The following is a 24,308-nucleotide window of genomic DNA, read 5'->3' on the forward strand; positions in this document are numbered from 1 at the left end:
ATGTTATAAATTGGCAGTTTACTTTTGACAAGTAAATGCACATTATTCTTGTTTAACTTTTTGGGTTAAAACAATTGTAGTCATCAACACAATTATTCTTTACCCACCCTTCACTCGTAACACCCATAGATGAGTTAAGTTCGATGAATACCTTTTTTTGTTCTGACTATACAAGAGAAGTAGGAGAAGATTTGATTGGTAGTGCTACCAATTACGAAACTTACATTTTAGTTGAGTGTCCTCCACCTTGGACTACAGATGCATTTAATTCTCGCTGGGTACCTAAAAATTTACATTTATTAGCGGAGGAGATAAACAAAGCCAAGTTACCGATTAGATTCTTAGTAATTGCTAATGATGTATCACATAAAGCTGACCAAACAACTTTGTTGATTTATCAAAAAAAACAAGGTTTCAGTAATGGTTATCAAAAATATGAATTCCATCTACCAAATATTGAACAGGTAGCAGGAGTTGTTAAAAAATGGTTACACAATAAAACTGCTGATTATCCAGTATACACAGACCCGACAAGAGACATTTTAGTGTGTACACATGGTAGTCATGATAAGTGCTGTGCTAGGTATGGCAATCCTTTTTACTTCCATGCTACTGCTACTATTGCTAATCTTAATTTAGATAATGTTCGACTTTGGAAATCAAGCCATTTTGGTGGGCATCGCTTCGCGCCTACCGCCATAGATTTGCCAGAAGCTAGATATTATGGTGTTCTCGATCAAGACTCATTTATGTCAATATTAACTCGAACTGGCGACATTAAATGTTTAGCAAAAGTTTATCGAGGGTGGGGAATTTTGCCAAGCCCCTTACAAGTTTTAGAAAGAGAACTTATTCTCCATCATGGATGGGATTGGTTTAACTACAAAGTTGTTGGTAGAATCCTTGAGCAAAGTTTAGACAATAATACGTTCTTAACTGAACTTAATTATGAAAGTGAGGAAGGTTCTATTTACACATATCAAGCTACAATCGTCAAGGATAATGCTAAGTCTCTACAACTGAAAAGTGCTTGTAATTCAACTCAACACTCAATGTTAGTAAAATATGCGGTAGCTAATCTTTGCTTAACATCAACCAAGATGGTCAGTTTGAGTAAATAAAATTTGCTATAGGTAGTAAATTAAAGGGCTGCTCATCTACCACAAATTGTGGTTGAAACATTATATATAGATAAAGATAAATTTTATACTTCACACTTCATAATTCATACTTTATATTTTCCTTTGCATATTGACAAAGGCTATGTATATCCTAATCTTTGGAGAGAGCATAGATATTTTCAAATTATGGCAGGTCATAGTAAATGGGCTAATATTAAGCGTCAAAAAGCTGTAGTGGATGCAAAAAGAGGCAAGACTTTCACTCAGTTATCGCGGGCAATTATTGTGGCGGCGAGAAACGGCGTACCAGACCCAGCAGGAAATTTTCAACTGCGTACAGCGATTGAAAAGGCGAAGGCAGCAGGTATCCCCAATGACAATATAGAACGGGCGATCGCTAAAGGTGCAGGTACATTTAGCGGCGATAATCATACTCTGGAAGAAATTCGTTATGAAGGTTATGGGCCAGGTGGTGTCGCAGTTTTAGTGGAAGCCCTGACAGATAATCGCAACCGCACTGCGGCTGACTTGCGCGTGGCTTTTAGTAAAAATGGGGGAAATTTGGGTGAAACTGGTTGTGTTAGCTGGATGTTTGACCAAAAGGGTGTGTGTGTCGTCCAAGGTGTGGTTGATGAAGACCAGCTTTTAGAAGCATCTTTAGAAGGTGGTGCTGAGTCTTATGAGATGACTGAAGATGAGACGGCGGAAGTATTGACTGAGGTGGCGAATTTAGAAACCCTCAACCAAACATTAAAAGACAAAGGTTTTAAGGTGACTGATGCCGAATTGCGCTGGATTCCTAGTAATAATGTCGAGGTGACAGACTCAGATCAGGCGCGATCGCTTCTTAAATTAATCGATACTCTAGAAAGCTTAGATGATGTCCAAAATGTTACATCTAATTTTGATATGTCAGAACAGTTATTAGCTTTGAGTGTTGTTTAAACATCATAACGTAGAAAATTCGTCATCACAATTTGACTATCAGTCTGTACTGTCACCTTATCTCAAGTTGTCACACAAAATCTATACTAAGAACAAAATAATGACACATTACTTTGCGATAGTTTGTTTGCAGGTTACTTATGAGATACCAATCCTCGCAGAGTAATTAGCTTCAAGGTTGATTTGGCTTTAGTCTTCTCAAATTTTAAGATGTTTATACATATCTATTTAAATTTTAGAGAAGGCTATTAAGCCATTCTTATCATAAAGTTTGTAGGATTATCTAATATTTTCAAAATGAATTTAAATTTCACATTTTAGTGTTAGATTTAAATTAAATAATTTGACATGAATTTTATATTTTTTGTTGCCCTGTACACTTTCATAACTGCTGTAAATTACAGCAGTTTTTTTATTATTACAGTATTTAGCAGTTAAATTAGGTAGACTTTATTTAGTCTAGAAAAGCAAAAATTAAAAGCCAGAATAGTCGTTGTATAAGCTTTTCAGATTTTCAAAGACTAATTTAGCTGAAGTTAAACTGCTATAATATGGTTTATAAATTTTTGTTAAAAATAACAGTTCAGTATAATCTATATTTTGATATTTCAAAAATCTTTGATTTAAGTTAAGTTTTTTGGAAAGATATTAAAGCAAATTCACTGAGAAATACTCTACAGTGGTCACACAAAATTCATATAAACAACAAGATTTTGCCATAAGTGTTTGACATAGTTAAATCGTTAGTTTCTTGAGACTAAATTAGGAGTTCAAATGAAGAGTTTATTGAAGGGTTTAATTTTAGCTTTAGTAGTATCTTCCCCTTTAGCTATAGTTGCACCTGCTGTTCATGCTGAAACTACAACAACTAAGGCTAACGCTACCAAAACGCATCATAAAACTGCAATTAGTGACAATCATACCAAGGTAAAATCAGGTAAAATTCATCACAAAAAACACTTAAAACATTACAAACATCGCAAGTATACTGCTGCCAACTTAGCTCATAAATCTACTACTGCTGCTAACAAAGCTCACAAATAGTCGTTTTAGACTGAACTTATATCCTCTAAATTTTTCTGAAAAGGCAATCACTTAGGTTAAACCTCGCTGTTATCTTCAGATAACAGCGAGGTTTTTCTGTATTTGTTCGTTTTAACTTGCTCAGGAGGGGGCGATCGCGTAACAATAATAGTTAAGATGGCTTAATTTCTCTTAACAATGACGCTAACGCAGCTTACTCAAACACTTTCCCCTCAGCAACCCACCACAGACAAACGGGGATACGACTATGATTTGGTAATTGTCGGTGGTGGAATTGTTGGGTTAACCCTAGCCTCTGCCTTAAAAGATTCAGGCTTGAATATACTCCTCATTGAGGCGAAGGTAACATCAACATCCGTAGCCAAAGGCCAAGCTTATGCAGTTCATATGCTTTCGGCACTGATTTACCAAGGTATTGGAGTTTGGGACAAAATCTCACCTAACATTGCTAAATACCGCCATGTGCGTCTTTCGGATGCCGATTATCCTGATGTGGTGGACTTTGAATCAGCTGATATCGGTAAAAGTACACCAGAGTTAGGTTACGTAGCAGAACACCAAGCCTTGTTACAGCCATTGCAGGAATTTGTGCAGAAATGTCCAAATGTGAATTATCTATGTCCGGCTGAAGTGGTCAACACAAAGCATCAGCAGGATATTGTGGCAATCGATATCAAAATTTCTGAGCAGATATATACAGTCCGCAGTAAATTACTGGTAGCGGCTGATGGATCGAGATCGCCTATTCGCCAAGCAGCAGGTATCAAAACTCATGGCTGGAAATATTGGCAATCTTGTATAGTTGCCTTTGTCAAACCCGAAAAACCCCACAACGATACAGCCTACGAAAGATTTTGGCCTAGCGGCCCCTTTGCGATTTTACCTTTACCTGGGAACCGTTGCCGCATCGTTTGGACAGCCCCCCATGAAGAGGCAAAAGCCTTGTGTGCATTGGATGATGAGCAATTTTTGGCAGAACTTACCCGCCGCTACGGTGATCACATGGGTAAGTTGGAATTATTAGGCGATCGCTTTGTCTTTCAAGTGCAACTCATGCAAAGCGATCGCTACGTTCTCCCGCGCTTGGCTTTAATTGGCGATGCAGCCCACAACTGTCATCCCGTCGGTGGACAAGGCTTAAATCTTGGTATTCGAGATGCAGCCGCACTAGCGCAAATTATTCAAACAGCCCACGCTAAAGGCGAAGATATCGGTAAAATTCAAGTTCTCAAACGCTATGAACGGTGGCGACAACTGGAGAACTTGACAATTCTAGGCTTCACCGATTTGTTAGATCGGATGTTTTCTAACCAAATCTTACCCTTGGTAGCTGTGCGGCGTTTGGGTTTATGGTTAATGCAGCGCGTTCCACCTTTAAAAGTGTTTGCACTCAAGTTAATGATTGGCTTAAAAGGGCGTACTCCGCAATTAGCACAGCGTTTTTAACCAACATTCTGTAGGTGATACTACTTTGATTTGCCGGTTTGAGCGATTTTATTCCAGCTTTCTTGGCTGGAAACTCGCTCTAATTTAGCTTGGGTAAATATACAGAGTGCGAGCGCTTTTGGTGAGGAAGTGTGACCACATATTTGCTTTGAATCCAACTGAATCAATAAGAGGATACTTAAAACTAAAGCTGAAGTAGGCTGTGTTAAAGCTTTAGTTTAAAGCATTTTACAGTAATTCCATTTTTACTGTATAAATAACCTCTAACATCATTGTGTCCTAGTTAAAGGTAGTGATTGGTTCGTAATAAATAAGTACTATTCAGTATTAGTTAATCTATAAAGTCAATAGTCTTAGAGAATAACTAATACTAGGCTAACTTTGTTTGTGTGTATCAATTTATATTCTCACAATACTTTTAGAGATTTTCTCACATCTCAATAACTTAAATAATTGAATCTCTGGCTGGATTACAAAAAAATCATTTATTCTCAAAAAAATGACACAAAATAATTATCCTGAACCTAGATATAGCACCACAGAGGCATTAAATACTTGTTTAACGATTGTACAGACAATTAAATCTATATTAAGAAAATATTCCCAATTCCAAGAACAAGAACCTTATTCAGAAATCAATAAATTTTTATTATATATTGAAACTGAGTTAACTAAGGAGACAAAAAAATTTGAAAGGGAGTTGTCAAAATCTGGTGATAATCTTCGTAGAGACGATAAGAAGTTGAACTCATTTTGGGTTCAACTGCAAATAGCAATAAAATCTATGGGATATGACAAGAGTCATAAATAAAATTAACTGTTAGAACACTCAGATTGCTATGCATTTCTTTCATCTGCAATTCATTGATTAACAGATTTTTTCAATTCATTGATTAAGTAATTAACATATTTTTCAATAATTCTTGTGGAGTCTGATGCCTCTTCGAGTTTGTCTTCAAATTTAATATTGTTTAAAGCATCTTCGTAAGGAGCAAAATTTTTCACGCCTGACTTTAGTGCTGTAGTCATTTCCGGTGGATAAATTGGACGATAGTCAAGCACATCAATACTATCTCGTAACCAGTTTATGCATCTACCAATGTCCTGGCTAAAGGCCTTAGATTCATCAGAATTTATAGGAATATCAAACTTTTTCACTGCTTTTGCGATTACATCAATTTCCAATTTATGACGCAGTTTATCATTATCTAGCAACTTAACAATTTTTTGAGATGCATCATAATTTATAACGTAACTTCTGACAACCTCTTTAAATTTATTAACTTCTAATAAGCATTCTCCACTAACATTCCCATCTAGTTTTTGGAGTTGTATTTCTACTGACCCCAAAGTTCTCAAAAAATTGTGAGCATAACTCTCAACTTTTTCTTTACATTCTTTATGATTTTCTTCAATTTTTTTGTTTGCTTCTTCTTCTATTTTTGTATTAATGAAAAAATTAAGAATACCTACAGCTACTGGTATAAAGCCTAACAAAACAGGATAAATTATTTTTTGCTTTTCTGATACTTTATCATTTAGTTTTGGGTCATTAGGTAGGCTACCCATTAAATTCCCAGTAACGAAAGTTAAGATAATGAAAAATATAAAAAACAGGCTAGCAGTAGTTGACTTAAACAGAGGTTTTAACATTGATATTTCTCCAAAAATATAGTTATATTTGCGCTCAAAGCTGGTTTATATGGTTACACTAAGCCTCAAATGAACTTTTTAAGTTAATCTAGTAACTTAGCCAACTTATATAAATCTGTAAAACTTTGCATTGCTAGCCTAAGTCTTAATTTTTGTTTAAAACTCTTTGTATTAGTTCCTGATCGTCATTGATTGCTGTACGAATACGCACAATCATGTAGCAAGCAGTATTCTTATTAACCCCAATCTCTTTGGCAAGCTGACGCACACTGATACCCCCTGGTAAATTCAGTACAAGTCGAATTGCTATGAACCATTTATGTAATTCTACATGAGTCTTATGAAAAAGAGTACCGACCGTAACACTATATGAAGTAAAACATTCGTTACAGTGATATCTGCGATCGCTTTTGTATGCAGTTGCTCTAGTTGACTCACAATAAGGACATTTTGGCTTTCCACCCCAGCGAATTTGCTCAAGTAAGGCAAGGCATTCGTCGTTATTTAGTGACATCGTTATGCTTTGAACTCTGAGCATAACGATGTCAAAATTTACTTTTAAAATCCTAGAGTTTTATTTCTTCATTAGATAAAAAAAGACAAGAAAATTCTTCTTGTCGATGTGTCATATTTGGCTTTGCGATCGCCACTTCTCTACTTTATTTCTGAATGCGATCGCCCTCTTGCCTAGATGAATAAATCTGTTATACTAAATATTACGCACACTAAGTAATTTGCATAATGGTTGTTAAATTAGATAATACAACTTTAGAGTCGTGGCAGCAAGTTCTAGCACCCTACAACTTGGGTTATAGAATCAAATTGCTTTCACAACTGCTGACTCGTAAGTTTACTGACAAACTAGAACCGTTTGGGCTGACACCATTTCATTGGTTGGTATTGTGCTGTTTGTGGCAAGAAGATGGTTTACCGACATCCAGTATTGGCGAGAAGTTGCAACAGGTGGGCGGGACTTTAACAGGTGTACTAGATCGGATGGAAGAACGCGGCTTAGTCCGTCGAGAGCGAGACGCACATGATCGCCGTATTTGGCGCATCTGGTTGACGGATGCTGGTAAGGAATTGGAAAAAGTTTTACCTCCACTAGCCGCAGAATTACGGGAAGAAACTATGCGTGGTATTTCTGCTGCTGACCGTGAACTCTTTTCGCAACTACTAAACAGAGCAATCTCTAACCTATCTTAAGAAAAGATTATAATCACCCAAATGGGTGAGGCAGTGTATAAATATTTTTTAGAAAATAGTAAGCGTCCTAAGTAAAAGACTAAGAATAACTAGGCTATGAATAACTAGACTATAAATAGTACGTGTGCTAAATAAAAGGCTGTCAACCAAATCTTTGAGCAAGGAATTAGGGAAACATGGGCATCAATACTTTAAATGGAAATAAAAATGGCAAAGGTGCAGTTGTAGAAATCAAAATGATTAATGACGCTGAGGCATTAGATGCAGCAATGCCAGAATCAGCAAAAATAGCAGTACCAGAAGCACCAGAAACTGAAGTACATCCGCAGCCAGAGACAGAAAAAAAAGAGAAACCGCGCAGTAAAAAGCGGCTACCTTTAATTTTGGCAGGGTTGGGTGTAGGTGCGATCGCCGCAGGTACATTTGGCTATCACTATTGGCAGTTCGCCTCTACTCACGAAGAAACAGACAACGCCACAGTTACAGGACACGTTCACCAAGTTAGTAGCAAAATTCCGGGAACAGTTGCCCAAGTTTTAGTTAACGATAACCAACAAGTACAACCGGGACAGTTATTAGTCAAACTCGACCCCCGCGATTACGAAAGCAAAGTACAGCAAGCCGCCGCAGCCTTAGAAAATGCTCGTGGTCAAGCCCAAGCCGCCGCAGCTAATATTGCCTTAAGTTCTGAAACCACCAGTGGTAAGACAACTCAAGCACAAGGCGATGTTAGTAATGCAATAGCCGCCATCTCTACAGCCCAAGCAGCAGTACAAGAAGCCCAAGCCGGGATTCCCGCCGCCCAAGCAGCAGTACAAGAAGCCCAAGCCGGAATTCCCGCCGCCCAAGCCCAAGTAGCCCAAACAAACGCCAACTTAGAAAGAGCGCAAACAGATTACAACCGTTACCAAAGCCTATATCAACAAGGTGCGATCGCTCGTCAACAATTGGATACAGCCAAAGCTGCCTATGACGTAGCTGTAGCCCAAAAAAATGCGGCTGTGCAAGGAGTCCAACAAGCCCAAGCCAAATTAGCCTCAGCCAAAGTTGGGGTAGCCCAAGCCCAATCTCGACTAGCACAAGCCCAACAAGGAGTTACTAGCGCCCAAGCGAAACTCGCTGCATCTAGAGGTGGATTGCAACAAGCCACTGCTGGCGGTCAAGACACTAGCGTGAAACGCAGCCAATATGAAGCCGCCAAAGCTGCGATCGCTCAGGCAGAAGCATCATTAAAAGATGCCCAATTGCAGTTATCCTACACCAATATTACTGCGCCTAGTGCCGGACGAGTTGGTAAAAAAACAGTGGAAGTTGGTAATAGGATACAAGCCGGTTCACCACTCATGGCGATTGTCGATCAGGATAATTGGGTAGTAGCCAACTTCAAAGAAACCCAATTAGAAAGGATGAAACCAGGACAGCCAGTAGAAGTGAAACTAGATGCTTTTCCACATCAAACCTTTACTGGAAGGGTTGACAGTATTTCGCCAGCTTCCGGCGCGCAATTTGCCTTGTTACCACCCGATAACGCCACAGGTAACTTTACCAAAGTCGTGCAACGCATCCCCGTAAAAATACTTTTAGACCAAAAGAGTATCCAAGGTTACGACTCACGGATTACACCTGGGATGTCTGCGGAAGTTACTGTTGAAGTTAAATAAGTCAATTGACTATTGACCATTGACAAATAACCAATGACTATATTTAAGCGGTTGCAGATACCAGCCTTCAGGTCAAGAAACTATCGTTTGTTTTTTGCCGGACAAGGGCTTTCTTTAATTGGTACATGGATGACTCAACTAGCTACTGTTTGGCTAGTGTATGACTTAACTAACTCACCATTGATGCTAGGATTTGTCGGATTTGCTAGCCAAATTCCCAGCTTTTTTCTTGCTCCCTTGGGTGGGGTATTTGTAGATCGCTTTTCGCGGTATCGTACCTTAATCAGTACGCAAGTCATGGCGATGATCCAGTCGTTAGCGTTAGCTGCACTTACATTAACAGGTGTGATTCAAGTTTGGCACATCATCGCTTTAAGCTTATTACAAGGATTCATCAATGCCTTGGATGCACCAGCACGACAAGCATTTGTACCCGAATTAGTAGAACGTAAAGAAGATTTAGCCAATGCGATCGCCCTCAACTCAACTATGATTAATGGTGCGCGACTAATTGGCCCAGCCATCGGAGGATTACTAATTGCTAGAGTTGGTGTTGCCTACTGTTTTTTAATAGATGGCTTGAGTTATATTGCCGTCATCATGGGTTTGCTGGCAATGAAAGTTAAGCCGTGGAAAGTATCTGTCACTGACGGTAATCCCTGGCAAAAAGTTAAAGAAGGATTTGTCTATGCCTTTAGCTTTCCTCCCATTCGGGCAATTTTATTGCTTTCAGCATTAGTCAGTTTCATGGGATTGCAAAATACAATTCTTGTCCCAGTTTTTGCCGAAACAATCCTCAAAGGTGGTGCCGAAACATTAGGCTTCTTAATGGCAGCATCCGGAGTGGGAGCCTTATCAGGTGGAATATATCTTGCAACTCGTAAAACCATATTAGGAATTGGTAAATTAATTGCGATCGCTCCAGCAATATTAGGATTTGGTCTAATTGCCTTTTCAGTTTCCCGATTTTTACCTCTGTCCCTTTTCACAATGCTATTTGTTGGCTTAGGAACAATTTTACAGATAGCTGCTAGTAATACATTTTTGCAAACTATTGTAGACGAAGATAAACGCGGCAGATTGATGAGCATATATACAATGTCATTTTTAGGAATGATACCTATAGGTAATTTAGTAGGAGGTTGGATAGCAAATATAATTGGTGCGCCAAATACATTAATAATTGATGGTATAGCTTGTATTATTGGCTCAATATTTTTTAGCAGACAACTCCCGGCTTTACGTCAAATGGTAATTCCGATTTATGAACAGAAGGGTATTTTAATCAGTAGTAAAGGTTCTCAATAAATTGTAAAATCTCATTTTAGTCCTGATAAATTTTTAATAGTTTCCCAATTTTATTCGCACCTAAAACTGGAGCAATACTATGGCTAAAGTTTCTGCTGTAGCACCAGAACGCATATCTCTAAGAACTTGGATTGGTGTATTAGCCAGTATGCTTGGTGCATTCATGGCAGTCTTAGATATCCAAATCACTAACGCTTCATTACAAGATATTCAAGCATCTTTAGGCGCAACATTAGAAGAAGGTTCTTGGATTTCTACTGCTTACCTCGTAGCAGAAATTGTAGTTATTCCCTTAACAGGCTGGTTATCGCGGGTTTTTTCCCTCAGGCTTTATTTATTAGTTAATACTGGATTATTTATCTTCTTTTCTATCTGCTGTGCTTGGGCATGGGATTTAAATTCCATGATTGTTTTTCGAGCTTTGCAAGGGTTTACAGGTGGGGTTTTAATTCCTTCATCGTTGACAGTTGTTTTAACAACCTTACCACCAGCTAAACAATCAATAGGACTAGCTGCATTTGCAATTACAGCAGTTTTCGCACCATCAATTGGCCCAACCCTAGGTGGTTGGCTAACAGAAAATTATAGTTGGGAATATAGTTTTTATATCAATATCTTCCCTGGAATATTAATGCTAGCTGGTGTGTGGTATGGAATTAAGCAAATTCCACCTCAAATACAGTTATTAAAACAAGGTGACTGGTGGGGAATTATTTCGATGGCTATTGGCTTAGGTTCCCTACAAGTTGTGTTAGAAGAAGGTAGCCGCAAAGATTGGTTTGGTTCAGCTTTGATTGTGCGTTTGAGTATAATCGCAGCGATTTTTTTGATCTTATTTTTTGTTATTGAATTAACTCGCAAACAACCATTTATTAATTTACGTTTATTACGTTATCGCAACTTTGGTTTAGCAAGTATTGTGAATGTATCCTTAGGGATAGGGTTATATGGTTCAATTTATATTTTGCCTTTGTATCTTGCTCAAATTCAAAAATACAATGCTCTGCAAATTGGCGAAGTTCTAATTTGGGCTGGGATTCCGCAATTATTTATAATTCCGTTTATTCCAAAATTGATGCAACGCATTGATGTGCGTTTTATGGTGGCGTTAGGCGTTACATTGTTTGCTGTAAGCGCATTCATGAATGCAGGAATGACTAATCAAACAGGGTTAGATCAGTTGCGATGGTCACAACTTGTTCGGGCGATGGGACAACCATTAATTATGGTTCCGCTAACATCTATTGCTACAGCTGGTTTAAATCCTAAAGATGCAGGGTCAGCTAGTGGTTTATTTAATATGATGAGAAATCTAGGAGGTTCTCTAGGAATTGCTGTATTAGCAACTTTATTAACTAATAGAGAGCAATTTCATTCTAATAGATTAGGGGATGCAGTATCTTTATATAACCCAGAAACTCAACAGCGAATTGACCAAATGACGCAATATTTTATCAGTCGCGGCGCAGATTTAACTACAGCACAAAATCAGGCGATCGCATCTATTACAAATGTCGTCCGCCGTGAAGCATTTGTCATGGCTTTTAATGATTGTTTCTATTTTATTGGTTTAGCTTTATTACTCAGTGGTGTTGCAGTTTTATTCATTAAAAAAGTTAAAGCTACTGGTGCTACAGCCGCACATTAGATTTTTTATTCTAAATTTCAGATTCAAATTTTAAATATTTGATATTTATCTCACAAAATGTAGAGACATTGCATTGCAACGTCTCTACAAAAGATTTATGATTAATCAGTTAATTAACCATCAATTCTTTTTTCTAAATATTGACCAATCATTATCTGTTCCCCTGCACGGGAGATAATTGTTTGTCTTGTACGATATTTATTACCAATAAGCTTTAACTCTTCCTCAAACACTGAACCTTTGTACTCAGTTCGCAAACACAGCGTTTTAGGGTTGGGGAAATGATACTCGGCGGTAACTGGATTAGATGTAGCAAAACCGCGATCGCGATATAAGATATTTCCTAATGCACCAAATAATGTCGAACCCTGAGATTCTTGTCTACCTTTCAGTATATCCGTACTATTCCAAAGTACCTCTGCACCACATATTAAACTAGCTGTATCAAGTAAATTATGCAGCTGCGCTAACTTTTGTAATTCGGCGCATCCCTTTTCTAAAAACCGGATGGTAATGAGACTCTCCATCTCCTTAGTTTCTCCCTCCGGTAGGGTATAGTATCGCCTTTCTGAGTGCCACTGACCAGCAGATTCTCGAAAAAATTCTGCAATTTGTGCTTCGTCAGCAGTTTGAGTCAGTCTTAGTGATGATGTCACGCGTTATTGTCCTCGCTTATCCTATAGTAGCGTTTTCTATATACTACATGGGGTCAAAAGACAATTACGGTTTATAATTTTTAATATATTTCATAAATACTGAGAATTACAGATTACTTTCCTAGTATGTTTGCTAAGATATGTTATGTATACTTAGTAAAACTAAATATCGCTGATTAAGGCTAGCAAATACAAAAATTAAGGGCAAAATTAGTCCTTGATGTTGCCTTGCTTAACTTTCATATTTACATAAGAAATATAAGTAAGAAAAACCAGTAATAGCCCAATTTATATTATTATGAATTAAAAAGTATTTTGCTTCTGCTTATGCAGAATAATAACAGAAATTTTTGACATTTTTAGCCAAAAATTGGCAAAAAAGATATTTTTCCTAAACTTCATGACTTTAGTCATATTTACAAAATTACTTGGTAATGACAAGCTGTTATCTTTTATAGAAATTTTTTGATTAAAGCAAAACAAATGATTTTCAACGGCAAACTACCGCAAAAATCGATGAAACAGCAAACCTACATAAACCCAAACCAGGTAATGCATACTCAGAAAAACTTATCCTGCCAAACAAAGGCTGAAAATCCCAAATATAACAGCAAATATTCCAATAAATCAGTCGTGAAATCTGTACCATTAATTGTTTTTTTGTTGAGTAGCGGGCTACTAACAATAAGTTGTGGATCTCTACCTAAAGAAACCGCAGAAGCGCAATCACAAAATAGGGGGGGAGAACGTGGTAGTGCAACACCTGTAGATGTAGCGATCGCTCGTACCGATAAACTAGAAAAACAGCAAGAGTATACAGGTACAACCATACCTTACCGCACCGTATCGCTGCGATCGCAAGTAGAAGCCAGGTTATTATCTTTAAACGTAGACGTAGGCGATAAAGTTAGGAAAGGACAGAGCATCGGACAGTTAGATGATGCCTTGCTGCTGACAGACTTAAAACAAGCCGAAGCAGAACTAGCAGCCCAGAAATCAGATGTAGCGAGAGCCAAAACCCTAGTAAGTAATGCCCGTGCTGAAGTCGAAAGGCTGCGGTTAGAACTAGTACAAGCTCAATCAGATTCACAAAGACAACAGCAATTATACAAACAAGGTGCGATCGCCCAACAAGCCGCCGAACAAGCACGCACTCAAGCGCAAACAGCCGCCCAAGCTTTGCGGGCTGCTACTGAGCAAGTACGTACAGAACAGCAAGCCGTCGCCGCCACTCAAGGTAGAGTGCTGGCGCAACAAGCCGTAGTAGCGCAAGCCAAAGAACGCCGCTCCTACTCCCGACTGATTTCCCCTATCAATGGCGTAGTTACAGGCAAAGTTACAGAACCCGGCAATCTTTTGCAAGCAGGTGGCGAAGTTATACAAATTGGCGACTTTAGCCGAGTCAAAGTCGTAGTCCAAGTTTCGGAATTAGAACTGTCAAAAATTAAACTTGGGCAGTCTGTACAAGTACGCTTAGATGCCTTTCCGCAAAGAACAATCATTGGCAAAGTCATACGTATATCCCCAGCAGCCGATGCTACTGCTCGCCTGATACCTGTAGAAGTGGAAGTTCCTAACAGTGGCGGCACTATTGGTAGCGGACTCTTAGCTAGAGTTAATTTTGAAAACCAAACAGCACAGCGAGTTGTAGTCGCCCAAACTGCTATTCAAGCAGCAGCTACAGACAGACAACCCTCTAGAACCCAGACAGCAAATAATCAGACGAATGGCACCATATTTGTAGTTTCAGACACACAAGGTCAACCAAAAGTAGCGGCGCGTCCCGTCACTTTAGGTAAAAAGGCTGATGAAAAAGTAGAAATTTTATCTGGTTTGCAACCAGGAGAACGCTACGTAGTTCGCAGTGGTAGACCATTAAAAGATGGTGCTGCTGTAAGACTTTCGATTTTGTCGGAAACAAAACAGTAGAGTCAATCTCTAAAAATTCCTGAAATCAAAAATCCTAAATAATACATTTATTTTCTAATTTTGCATTTCTAAATTGGAGCCTAGCGACAGCAATGCAGCAGACCAAGAACAGCAGTGGACTCAGTATCAGTGCCATCTCAATCCGCCAACACATCGGTACACTCATGCTTACCTTGGCAGTGGTGGTTTTGGGTATATTTGCTTTGACAAGTTTGCCAGTAGACTTGCTCCCCTCAATTACATATCCCCGAATTGGCGTAAGGATAGAAGCCCCAGGAATTTCACCATCGGTAGCAGTTGATGAAATAACTAAGCCCTTAGAAGAAGCTTTTTCTGCTACTGAAGGGGTAGTACAAGTTTTTTCCCAAACTCGTGAGGGACAAATCAGTGTAGATTTATTTTTCCAACCGGGTGGAAATATTGACCAAGCTTTAAATGATGCTACTGCTGCTTTTAATCGAGGTCGGAGTCGGTTGCCAGATACCATTGAGGAGCCACGCATATTTAAAGTTGACCCCTCACAATTGCCTGTTTACGAGTTAGCTCTAACTTCACCCTCGTTGCAAGGTCAAGATTTACGGGTATTTGCCGATGAAGAGTTGGGTCGTGAACTGAGTGTTGTACCCGGAGTTGCTGCTGTTGATGTCGCTGGTGGTGCAGTAGAAGAAGTACGTGTGCTTGTAGATTTAAGCCGTTTACAAGCGTTGGGTGTAGGACTAAACGATGTTCTTGATGAACTAACAGCCCGTAACCAAGATATTTCTGGCGGTCGAATTTTAGGACAGAATTCTGAACCCTTAACCCGCACTATCGGGCGCTTCCAAGATGCCAAAGAAATCGAAAATCTTTCCTTTGAAGTATCTGCGCCTACCTCTGGTGCTGCTACCTCTGCTATTCCTCCCCGCCGCGTTTATTTACGCGATTTTGCTGAGGTCATAGATGGTACAGAAAACCAGCGAGTATTTGTTTACCTCAACCGTCAGCCATCTGTAAAACTAGCAATCCAAAAACAACCCGATGCCAACACGATTACTGTTATCGATGGGGTCAAGCAAAGGATTGAACAATTGCGTGCTTCTGGCTTAATTCCAGAGGATATGATTTTGACAGCCACCTCAGATGAATCCCGCTTCATCCGTAACTCTTTAAATGATGTTACCTTTTCTGCAATTTCTGGGGCATTATTGGCAGCAGCAGCAGTACTGTTATTTTTAGGGTCAATCAGACAAACATTAATTATCAGTTTAGCGATTCCTTTATGTACTTTGGCGGCGATCGCTTTAATGAAACTGTTTGGCTTAACTATAAATGTGTTTAGTTTGGCAGGCTTGACTCTAGGCATCGGTCAAGCAATTGATACCTCAGTTGTCATCTTAGAAAATATTTCCGAAAAAGCCGGGTTAACTCCTAATCAGCAACCAAAAAGAAAACGGCGGAATCCCAAATTCTTTATTGAAACTGCGATCGCTTCTTCCCAAGAAGTAGAATCTGCTTTAGTCGCTGCGACAGGTGCCAACTTAGTTTCTGTCGTGCCATTTTTATTAATTGGCGGTTTTATCTCTTTACTATTTAACGAACTAATTCTCACCATTGCTTTTGCAGTAGCAGCCTCTTTGATTGTGGCAGTCACAATAGTACCCATGCTAGCTTCTCGACTACTAGGAATACCTTGGTCTAGCCGGATTAGTGAGTTTTGGCTACTACAACAGTTTAATCGCCGCTTTGAAGATCTAACACGAGGATACGGTATTTTCCTCACAAAAGTTTTACGTCATCGTCTACTGGTAATTACTACTGCTTTGCTGATTTTAGGTGGTAGCAGCTTGTTTATGGTTGGTCAAATTCCGCAAGAAATTTTGCCACGTATTAACACCGGACAAGCCAACTTAAGAGTTCAATTTCCTCCTGGCACACCTTTAGCAACTTCTGAAAAAGTGATGCAAATTGTCGATGACATTTTGCTGAAGCAACCAGAAACCGATTATGCATTTACAACAGTGGGGGGTTCTTTGTTTGGGACTAACACCACAGAAAATCCATTACGTGCCAGCAGCACTATCAGCCTTAAACCAGGGCAAGATGTTGAAAAATATGTTCAAAAGGTTAATCAGGAATTTAACAAACTAAATTTGGCAGGAATTTTGTTACGTTTAAGTCCTGGGCAAGTGCGCGGTTTAATCTTGACTAATACTCCAGCCCAAGGTTCAGAAGTTGATGTTATTTTGCAAGGCGAAAATTCCCAAACTTTAGAACAAGCTGGAAACGAAGTATTGCAAGCTCTTACAGAAAGAGCAAAATTAGCTAGATTTCGACCAAATGCCGACCCCACGCAGTCAGAAATTCAAATTCGTCCCGACTGGGAAAGAGTTTCAGCTTTGGGGCTGACAGCGCAAGAAATTGGTACAACCATCCAAACAGCGATTGAAGGCTCAATTCCCACCCAAATTCAACGCGGTAATCGTTTAGTAGATGTTAGGGTGCAACTAAATCAAGAAGACATTCAACGTCCTTCCCAATTAGAGACATTACCATTATTCACCAATAACAACCAACTAGTCCGCCTTTTAGATGTGGCTCGGATTGACGAAGGTCAAGCACCTGGGGAAATACAGAGAATTAACCAACGTCAAGTATTTATTATTGCAGGTAATCTCAGTGAAGGAGCAAGCCTTGGTGCTGCTTTGGCAGAAGTTCAAGAAGTACTAAAAGATGTGCAGTTACCTGATGGCGTTTCCATTTTGCCTAGTTCTGCCCAAGAGTCTAATCAACAGATTCAGAATGCGCTGAAAGCTTTGGGAGCCTTAGCAACGTTCTTAATCTTCGTAGTCATGGCTGTACAATACAATTCACTGATTGACCCGTTGGTAATTATGTTTACTGTACCCCTGGCTTTAGCTGGAGGAATTTTTGGACTTTATGTTACGCAAACTGCAATTGGTGCAACTGTAATTGTCGGTGCTGTGCTACTAGTAGGGATTGTGGTCAACGCCGGAATTTTGATGGTAGAACTTGCCAACCAAATTCAACAAGAGGAAGGTTGTACTCGCCAAGTTGCCATCTTAAAAGCCGCACCGCAACGCTTACGCCCAATTATGATGACTACAGTTACTACCATCTTGGGGCTGTTTCCTTTAGCATTAGGTATTGGCGAAGGTTCTGAGTTTTTGCAGCCCTTAGGAATTGTAGTTTTCTTTGGGATGGCGATCGCCACAACGCTGACACTGTTTATCATCCCTTGTTTCTATACGCTGCTGCACGACATTTTAGATTGGCGTTGGCTGAAGCCTATGTTAATACAGTTTGATAAGTGGAAAAACAAGTTCTATTAAACCCATCAAATTGTGATTTAATGCTGCCTAAAAAATGAATAAATTGCTCATGTTAAAATAAATTTTTAGCCTGAGCAAGAATCAATTTAAGTCAAACGGTTATTTATATAAAAACTAGCTTTCAATCAAAACAAACTTGCGAATCTGATGATTGTCGTAACCAGAGCGGCGTAAAAATATAGCATTGAGTAAAAGCCGCCATACTGCTGGTGAAAATGCACCTTTATCTAAAATTAAGAAAAAGTTTTGTAAATTTTTCTGTTTCAGTGCTACAAAAGCCCAATGGAGTTTCAAATAACTTTTTATATCTTGCAAGTTTGGAATATGTTGATGATATTTTTCGTTAACCAAAGCATAGATTTTTTCTTTAATTAAAATATTAGTATTTAAGCGTTTAGCTACAGCAAACTTATGATTATATGCTCCTGCCCAAATAGTACGGTAAGCTAAACATTGATTAATAAAAACTGCATCACCAAACTGGGCAATCCGTAGCCAAGAATCAATATCATCACAATTAGCATCTAATTTGGAATCCCAACCACCTGTTTGGCAAAAAGTATCACGCCTGCAAGCTACTTGTACAGGTGTGCCAAAAGGTAATAATTCCAAAAGCATACCGTAGTGAATATCTGTTTGCGGCACGTAAAAAGCTGAACCCGGCCCAAGTTTAGGAGTGCGACTGAGTTCAACTTCATTTTCATCCACCTGAGCCGCAATGCAAGAGCAAATCACAGCACTTGGACAAAGAGCGATCGCCTTTGCCATCTCTTCGATACAATTGGCAGCTAGATAGTCGTCATCATCTAAAAATTTAATCCAGTCACCGCTTGCTTTCTGCACACCAGCATTTACTGTTGCTGCATGACCTTGATTGACTTCATTGCGATGGTAAACTATCACATCACCCAAGCTTGCTACATAGGCGGCTGTATCATCAGAAGAACAATCATCAGCTACAACCACCTCGCAAGGAATTGTCTGACCCAAAGCAGACTCAACAGCGCGCCTTAGTAAGCTTACGCGGTTATAGGTAGTGATAACGACGCTAAATTTCATAAAAAATCACACCTGTACCAAAGCTTTACGTAATATAACTTCCATTTCCAGAAACTCAAATCGGTGAAAAATTCTAATTATTCTATAGCAGTAGACTGAAAGGAGATTTTCGATTTATTATGGATGATTGTGAGTTTTTAAAGCATATAGGCGGCTATGAACGCTCAAGAGATCATTCGCTCCATTGAAGCGGAACAGTTAAAATCAAATCTTCCCGACATCTATGTTGGCGATACCGTCAAAGTCGGCGTGAGAATCAAAGAAGGCGACAAATACCGCGTACAACCCTACGAAGGCGTTGTCATTGCTAAACGCAATGGCGGTATTAATGAAACTATTACAGTTCGCCGCGTATTTCAAGGGGTAGGCGTAGAGCGAGTGTTTTTATTGCACTCCCCTCGCATCGATAGCATCAAAGTAGTACGCCGTGGTAAAGTACGTCGTGCTAAACTTTATTACCTGCGCGATCGCGTTGGTAAAGCTACCCGGATCAAGCAACGCTTCGACCGTCCTTTGTAATTTTTTGCTCAGGGTATGGGAGAAATCTCAATTAACAAGCGGCTTTTGCCGCTAAGTTGCTTCCCCGACAAAAATCGTGTACAATAAGAATCGCAATTGCGTTAAACTAAATCAAAGTTCAGCGCAATCACCGAATCCAAACCAACCTGTGCGCTCTTAGTTCAGTTGGTAGAACGCAGGTCTCCAAAACCTGATGTCGGGGGTTCAAGTCCTCCAGGGCGCGCTCGCAAGCAAAAAACAAAACCCGAAACAACAGCACTTCTACTACAAACTAACGTAGTTAGTGCTTGTGATTTCGGGTATAATTGTTTGATACTTGAGCAATTTTTTGCTGCAAGTCAGCAGGCTGGAATCAAAGCTGTAAACCTGAGATAAAACTAAGCAGGATATAGCTGTACAAGAAACGGGGGGAGAAACAACAGTGGCTAAAAAAAATGAAGCTGAATTGCCAGAAAACACTAGTGGATTAAACATTCAAAACTTCATTCAAGGGACAAAAGAAGAACTTGAAAAAGTAGTTTGGCCAAGTCGTAGACAGCTAGTGAGCGAATCAGCAGCCGTGCTGTTAATGGTGACACTCTCCGCATCTCTGATTTATTTGGTGGATGGATTGTTTGCTTGGGCAGCAAAACAGGTGTTCTGATGACTTTTGCAACAGACGACCCACTTAACTCAAATTTACAGCCAGAGGAAACAGCAGAAGCAGCGATCAAAGAAGCGCGGTGGTATGCAGTGCAAGTAGCCTCAGGCTGCGAAAAACGCGTCAAAACTAACTTGGAACAACGTATCCAAACATTTGACGTAGCGGACAAAATAATTCAAGTGGAAATTCCACACACACCAGCAGTAAAAATCCGGAAAGATGGCAGTCGCCAGCACACAGAAGAAAAAGTGTTTCCTGGCTATGTTTTAGTACGGATGGTATTGAATGATGATACATGGCAGGTAGTGCGTAACACTTCTCATGTCATTAACTTCGTGGGAGCAGAACAAAAACGTGGCAGTGCCAAAGGTCGTGGTCACGTTAAACCAGTACCTCTAAGTTACTCAGAAGTAGAGCGTATCTTCAAACAAACCACTGAACAAGAGCCAGTTGTCAAAATTGATATGGCTACTGGTGATAAAATAATTGTGCTTTCTGGGCCATTTAAGGACTTTGAAGGCGAGGTGATTGAAGTCAGTCCAGAGCGAAGTAAACTCAAAGCCTTGCTCTCGATTTTTGGCAGAGATACACCAGTTGAATTGGAATTCAATCAGGTAGAGAAACAGAGCTAAATACAGATGGCGAAAAAAGTAGTAGCGGTCATTAAATTGGCCCTGAACGCTGGAAAAGCCAACCCAGCACCACCAGTTGGCCCGGCATTGGGTCAACATGGTGTTAACATCATGATGTTCTGCAAAGAGTACAACGCCAAAACAGCAGACCAAGCTGGAATGGTTATCCCTGTAGAAATTTCGGTTTATGAAGACCGGAGTTTTACATTTGTACTCAAAACGCCACCAGCATCAGTGTTAATTCGCAAAGCGGCGAAAATTGAAAGAGGTTCCAACGAACCCAACAAAAAGAAAGTTGGTTCAATTACCCAGGCGCAATTGCGAGAAATTGCCCAAACTAAATTACCCGATCTCAACGCCAACGACATAGACGCGGCAATGAACATCGTGGCAGGAACCGCTAGAAATATGGGCGTAACTATTACAGAATAGTCAAAGAAGGCAGGAGGCAGAAGGCAGGAGGCAAAAGGAAAATATTATGACTTCGCACTCGGCACTAAGCACTCACTACTAAAAAAATTATTTGGGGGAGAAGCCCAACTTCGCCATTGACCCCAGGAGAAAAAAATGACAAAAAAAGTATCACGTCGCTTGCGAGAACTGCAAGCAAAAGTAGAAGATAGAGACTACGCGCCATTAGACGCATTAGCATTACTAAAAGAAACAGCAACCGCTAAATTCGCCGAAGCTGCTGAAGCACATATCCGGTTGGGAATTGACCCGAAATATACAGACCAACAGTTGCGGACAACGGTAGCACTACCTAAAGGTACAGGACAAATTGTACGGGTAGCAGTTATCGCTAGGGGTGAAAAAGTAACAGAAGCAAGCAACGCTGGTGCAGATATAGTTGGTTCGGAAGAACTGATTGACGAAATCCAAAAAGGGATGATGGATTTCGATAAACTGATTGCTACACCAGATGTCATGCCACAGGTAGCAAAACTAGGTAAATTGCTAGGCCCCCGTGGTTTGATGCCATCCCCAAAAGGTGGTACAGTGACATTCGACATTGCAAGTGCGATCGCAGAATTCAAAGCTGGTAAATTAGAATTCCGGGCTGACCGTACAGGTATTGTCCATGTTATGTTTGGTAAGGCAGGTTTCTCGCCAGAAGATTTGTTAGTAAACCTGAAGGCATTACAAGAAACAATCGACCGTAACCGTCCTTCTGGAGCAAAAGGTCGTTATTGGCGAACCTTTTATGTATCTGCTACTATGGGGCCTTCAATTAAAGTTGATATCACCGCTTTACGTGATTTAAAACTAAACGAAGCTGCTTAATGTTTAGTCATTTGTCAATCGTCATTGGTAAAAACAAAAGACAGACAAAGACAAATGCAAAACTAAATAATCCAAGCCGGAGACAGCAGGTGCAAATTGCTTAATATCCTGCCGAGGTAAAAACTCTAATTGCCTGAAGTACTACCTACAAGGTGTAGCCGCTACAGCGTCAAGAGTTTTGCTGCGAAACCCCGGTTTAAAAAACTGGGGTTTATTGTTTTGGGCTGGTAAAACTAAAACACACAAGCAGGGAAATCACTGATTTTGCCCTTGGAGGTGAAACGAGATGGGTAGAACGTTAGAAAACAAACAAGAAATAGTAGCTGACCTCAAACAATCTTTGAGTGAGTCAACTTTGGCACTGGTAATTGAATACCAAGGGCTAACAGTTGCCGAAATCACAGACTTAAGGCGGCGGCTGCGTCCTACAGGCACTACTTGTAAGGTGACAAAAAATACCTTAATGGGTATTGCTATTCAAGAGGACGAAAAATGGCAACCAATGTCAGAGTTGCTGAAAGGTTCTTCCGCCTTTTTATTGGTCAAAGAGGATTTCTCTTCCGCAATTAAGGCTTACCAAGACTTCCAAAAAGCCACTAAAAAGACAGAAATGCGTGGCGGTGTCATGGAAGGCCGCTTGCTGAAAGAAGCTGATGTCAAAGCTTTAGGCGACTTGCCATCCAAAGAACAACTCATGGGTCAAATTGCTGGAGCTATCAACGCTCTGGCTACAAAAATTGCTGTGGGTATCAACGAAGTTCCTGGTGGCTTGGCTCGTGCTTTGCAAGCTGTGGCCGAACAAGAACAAGGAAGTGCGGCTGAATAGTCAAAGGTCAAGAGTCAATAGTCAATGGTGGTAATCACAAATGACACATGACGAATGACAAATCACTAATAAATAATCAAACATTACGGAGTTACATCAATGTCTGCTACGACCGACAACATTTTAGAACAATTGAAATCCTTAACTTTGCTAGAAGCTGCTGAATTAGTTAAGCAAATCGAAGAAGCTTTTGGCGTAAGTGCTGCTGCTCCCGTTGGCGTAGCTATGGCTGCTCCCACTGCTGCTGCTGCTGCTGAACCAGTAGAAGAGAAAACCGAGTTTGACGTAATTCTAGAATCTGTTCCTGCTGACAAGAAGATTGCCGTACTGAAGATTGTACGTGAATTGACTGGTCTAGGCCTGAAAGAAGCTAAAGACTTGGTAGAAGCTGCACCCAAGGCAGTTAAAGAAGCTATTGCTAAAGATGCTGCTGAAGATGCTAAGAAGCGGATTGAAGAAGCTGGCGGTAAAGTAACCGTTAAGTAGTTACAATTCTAATACTAGTTTTTAATTAAGGAGCCTCATACAGGCTCCTTTTTTTGTATTGCATTCATGTTCTCTATTAACGTGAGTTCGACAGATATCAAGAACCCCTCTCCAAACCTCTCCCCCACAGGTGGAGAGGCTTTGAAAATATGACTTTTTCATTTAAAACTAGCAAGATTTTGCCCCTCTCTGCGTCGGAGAGGGGTTGGGGAGAGGTTCATCGAACTCACGTTCTATTACAGTACAGGAGTAAAAGCAAAATGAAGCCTCCAGCATTTAATATTTGCGTGTTTTGCGGTTCCAAATTTGGAGCAAACTCTATGTATGAATCAGTTGCTCGTACATTGGGTATGAGTATGGCACAGCAGCAAATTGGACTAGTCTATGGTGGTGCTTCTATTGGACTGATGGGTGCAGTGTCTTCAGGATGTCTTCAAGCTGGAGGTTATGTTGCAGGTGTACTTCCAGAGGTTTTAATACCTTATGAAATTGCTCACCCTGAACTATCATCATTAACAATTACGAAGACTATGCACGATCGCAAAGCGATTATGTATAAACTTTCTGATGCTTTTATCGCTCTACCTGGTGGCGTTGGTACACTTGATGAACTGTTTGAAATAATTACTTGGGCGCATCTCGATATTCATAAAAAACCAATAGCACTACTCAATATTGCTGGATTTTTTAACCCATTACTTACCTATCTTGACCATACAGTTAAAGAAGGATTTGTTTCCGAGAAATTGCGTGAGTTAGTAAGTGTTTATGATGATGTGGAATTAATGTTAGAAAAATTAGTTAAGCAATTCTCGGAAGTAGAAAGTTCTGAATTATCTCTTACCTCGAAACAGTCAACTGATGAATATTCTTTACTAGTTGAAGAACTAAAATCAATAAAATAATTATGAAC

The 24,308-nt window shown here is 39.9% G+C and carries 23 protein-coding genes, 1 tRNA gene and 1 other annotated feature; of the genes, 20 read left to right on the forward strand and 4 right to left on the reverse strand.

Going from position 1 to position 24,308, the window contains the following annotated elements; all coding sequences use genetic code 11:
- Nucleotides 1–143 precede the first annotated feature (143 nt).
- The 5 genes from H6G76_RS05880 (at nt 144) to H6G76_RS05900 (ending at nt 5,367) form a co-directional block, all read left to right on the forward strand.
- Complete coding sequence (locus H6G76_RS05880) at nt 144–1,121, forward strand: sucrase ferredoxin (protein WP_190696852.1); 978 nt, start codon at nt 144–146, stop codon at nt 1,119–1,121.
- Between the two features lie 186 nt (nt 1,122–1,307).
- A complete protein-coding gene (locus H6G76_RS05885) occupies nt 1,308–2,066 on the forward strand; it encodes a YebC/PmpR family DNA-binding transcriptional regulator (protein ID WP_190697257.1) in 759 nt (252 codons plus the stop codon).
- Nucleotides 2,067–2,840: 774 nt separating this feature from the next.
- Complete coding sequence (locus H6G76_RS05890; protein WP_190696855.1) at nt 2,841–3,110, forward strand: hypothetical protein; 270 nt, start codon at nt 2,841–2,843, stop codon at nt 3,108–3,110.
- A gap of 177 nt (nt 3,111–3,287) precedes the next feature.
- Complete coding sequence (locus H6G76_RS05895; protein ID WP_190696859.1) at nt 3,288–4,556, forward strand: FAD-dependent hydroxylase; 1,269 nt, start codon at nt 3,288–3,290, stop codon at nt 4,554–4,556.
- A gap of 499 nt (nt 4,557–5,055) precedes the next feature.
- The gene (locus tag H6G76_RS05900; protein WP_190696862.1) at nt 5,056–5,367 is read left to right on the forward strand and encodes a hypothetical protein; all 312 of its coding nucleotides are present in this window, start codon (nt 5,056–5,058) and stop codon (nt 5,365–5,367) included.
- Nucleotides 5,368–5,417: 50 nt separating this feature from the next.
- Here the strand turns inward: H6G76_RS05900 and H6G76_RS05905 are convergent, their stop codons facing one another.
- Together H6G76_RS05905 and H6G76_RS05910 are read right to left on the reverse strand one after the other, a co-directional pair.
- Nucleotides 5,418–6,209: a hypothetical protein gene (locus H6G76_RS05905; RefSeq protein WP_190696865.1), complete on the reverse strand. Its 792-nt coding sequence runs from the start codon at nt 6,207–6,209 to the stop codon at nt 5,418–5,420.
- 145 nt (nt 6,210–6,354) lie between these two features.
- The gene (locus H6G76_RS05910) at nt 6,355–6,723 is read right to left on the reverse strand and encodes a transposase (protein ID WP_190696869.1); all 369 of its coding nucleotides are present in this window, start codon (nt 6,721–6,723) and stop codon (nt 6,355–6,357) included.
- 227 nt (nt 6,724–6,950) lie between these two features.
- Between H6G76_RS05910 and H6G76_RS05915 the strand changes: the two genes are divergently transcribed.
- The 4 genes from H6G76_RS05915 (at nt 6,951) to H6G76_RS05930 (ending at nt 12,032) form a co-directional block, all read left to right on the forward strand.
- Nucleotides 6,951–7,415, forward strand: coding sequence for a MarR family winged helix-turn-helix transcriptional regulator (locus H6G76_RS05915; RefSeq protein ID WP_190696872.1), 465 nt, complete (start codon nt 6,951–6,953; stop codon nt 7,413–7,415).
- A gap of 176 nt (nt 7,416–7,591) precedes the next feature.
- Nucleotides 7,592–9,076, forward strand: a complete 1,485-nt coding sequence (locus H6G76_RS05920) for an HlyD family secretion protein (RefSeq protein ID WP_190696875.1) — start codon at nt 7,592–7,594, stop codon at nt 9,074–9,076.
- Between the two features lie 33 nt (nt 9,077–9,109).
- Nucleotides 9,110–10,384: an MFS transporter gene (locus H6G76_RS05925; protein WP_190696878.1), complete on the forward strand. Its 1,275-nt coding sequence runs from the start codon at nt 9,110–9,112 to the stop codon at nt 10,382–10,384.
- 79 nt (nt 10,385–10,463) lie between these two features.
- Nucleotides 10,464–12,032, forward strand: coding sequence for a DHA2 family efflux MFS transporter permease subunit (locus tag H6G76_RS05930; RefSeq protein ID WP_190696881.1), 1,569 nt, complete (start codon nt 10,464–10,466; stop codon nt 12,030–12,032).
- A gap of 113 nt (nt 12,033–12,145) precedes the next feature.
- Here the strand turns inward: H6G76_RS05930 and H6G76_RS05935 are convergent, their stop codons facing one another.
- Nucleotides 12,146–12,688: a phycobiliprotein lyase gene (locus H6G76_RS05935; RefSeq protein ID WP_190696884.1), complete on the reverse strand. Its 543-nt coding sequence runs from the start codon at nt 12,686–12,688 to the stop codon at nt 12,146–12,148.
- 483 nt (nt 12,689–13,171) lie between these two features.
- Here H6G76_RS05935 and H6G76_RS05940 point away from each other — a divergent pair, with 483 nt between their 5' ends.
- Nucleotides 13,172–14,617: an efflux RND transporter periplasmic adaptor subunit gene (locus tag H6G76_RS05940; protein WP_397333622.1), complete on the forward strand. Its 1,446-nt coding sequence runs from the start codon at nt 13,172–13,174 to the stop codon at nt 14,615–14,617.
- Nucleotides 14,618–14,709: 92 nt separating this feature from the next.
- Nucleotides 14,710–17,946, forward strand: a complete 3,237-nt coding sequence (locus H6G76_RS05945; protein WP_190696887.1) for an efflux RND transporter permease subunit — start codon at nt 14,710–14,712, stop codon at nt 17,944–17,946.
- A gap of 114 nt (nt 17,947–18,060) precedes the next feature.
- On the opposite strand, the gene H6G76_RS05950 is transcribed toward H6G76_RS05945, so the two are convergent.
- A complete protein-coding gene (locus tag H6G76_RS05950) occupies nt 18,061–19,005 on the reverse strand; it encodes a glycosyltransferase family 2 protein (protein ID WP_190696891.1) in 945 nt (314 codons plus the stop codon).
- Nucleotides 19,006–19,161: 156 nt separating this feature from the next.
- Here H6G76_RS05950 and rplS point away from each other — a divergent pair, with 156 nt between their 5' ends.
- From rplS to H6G76_RS05995, 9 genes are all read left to right on the forward strand, one after another.
- A complete protein-coding gene (rplS, locus tag H6G76_RS05955; RefSeq protein WP_190696894.1) occupies nt 19,162–19,524 on the forward strand; it encodes a 50S ribosomal protein L19 in 363 nt (120 codons plus the stop codon).
- Nucleotides 19,525–19,674: 150 nt separating this feature from the next.
- Nucleotides 19,675–19,747: transfer RNA gene (locus tag H6G76_RS05960), tRNA-Trp, on the forward strand.
- Nucleotides 19,748–19,945: 198 nt separating this feature from the next.
- On the forward strand, nt 19,946–20,167 hold the full coding sequence (secE, locus tag H6G76_RS05965; protein WP_190696897.1) for a preprotein translocase subunit SecE: 222 nt from the start codon (nt 19,946–19,948) through the stop codon (nt 20,165–20,167).
- Nucleotides 20,167–20,799, forward strand: coding sequence for a transcription termination/antitermination protein NusG (nusG, locus tag H6G76_RS05970; RefSeq protein WP_190696900.1), 633 nt, complete (start codon nt 20,167–20,169; stop codon nt 20,797–20,799). The genes secE and nusG overlap by 1 nt, the downstream gene beginning before the upstream one ends.
- Nucleotides 20,800–20,805: 6 nt before the next feature.
- Nucleotides 20,806–21,231, forward strand: coding sequence for a 50S ribosomal protein L11 (rplK, locus tag H6G76_RS05975; protein ID WP_015114848.1), 426 nt, complete (start codon nt 20,806–20,808; stop codon nt 21,229–21,231).
- 135 nt (nt 21,232–21,366) lie between these two features.
- Nucleotides 21,367–22,083, forward strand: coding sequence for a 50S ribosomal protein L1 (gene rplA, locus H6G76_RS05980; RefSeq protein WP_190696903.1), 717 nt, complete (start codon nt 21,367–21,369; stop codon nt 22,081–22,083).
- A 58-nt stretch (nt 22,084–22,141) separates the two neighbouring features.
- Nucleotides 22,142–22,308 (forward strand) — a sequence feature (ribosomal protein L10 leader region).
- 61 nt (nt 22,309–22,369) lie between these two features.
- Nucleotides 22,370–22,909, forward strand: coding sequence for a 50S ribosomal protein L10 (gene rplJ / locus H6G76_RS05985; RefSeq protein ID WP_096579191.1), 540 nt, complete (start codon nt 22,370–22,372; stop codon nt 22,907–22,909).
- Nucleotides 22,910–23,008: 99 nt separating this feature from the next.
- Nucleotides 23,009–23,395 (forward strand): 50S ribosomal protein L7/L12, encoded by a 387-nt coding sequence (gene rplL / locus H6G76_RS05990; protein ID WP_190696906.1) that lies wholly within the window; start codon nt 23,009–23,011, stop codon nt 23,393–23,395.
- A 260-nt stretch (nt 23,396–23,655) separates the two neighbouring features.
- The gene (locus H6G76_RS05995; protein WP_190696909.1) at nt 23,656–24,300 is read left to right on the forward strand and encodes a TIGR00730 family Rossman fold protein; all 645 of its coding nucleotides are present in this window, start codon (nt 23,656–23,658) and stop codon (nt 24,298–24,300) included.
- Nucleotides 24,301–24,308 lie beyond the last annotated feature (8 nt).

This window comes from Nostoc sp. FACHB-152 (assembly GCF_014697475.1).
Classification (GTDB): Bacteria; Cyanobacteriota; Cyanobacteriia; order Cyanobacteriales; family Nostocaceae; genus Nostoc_B.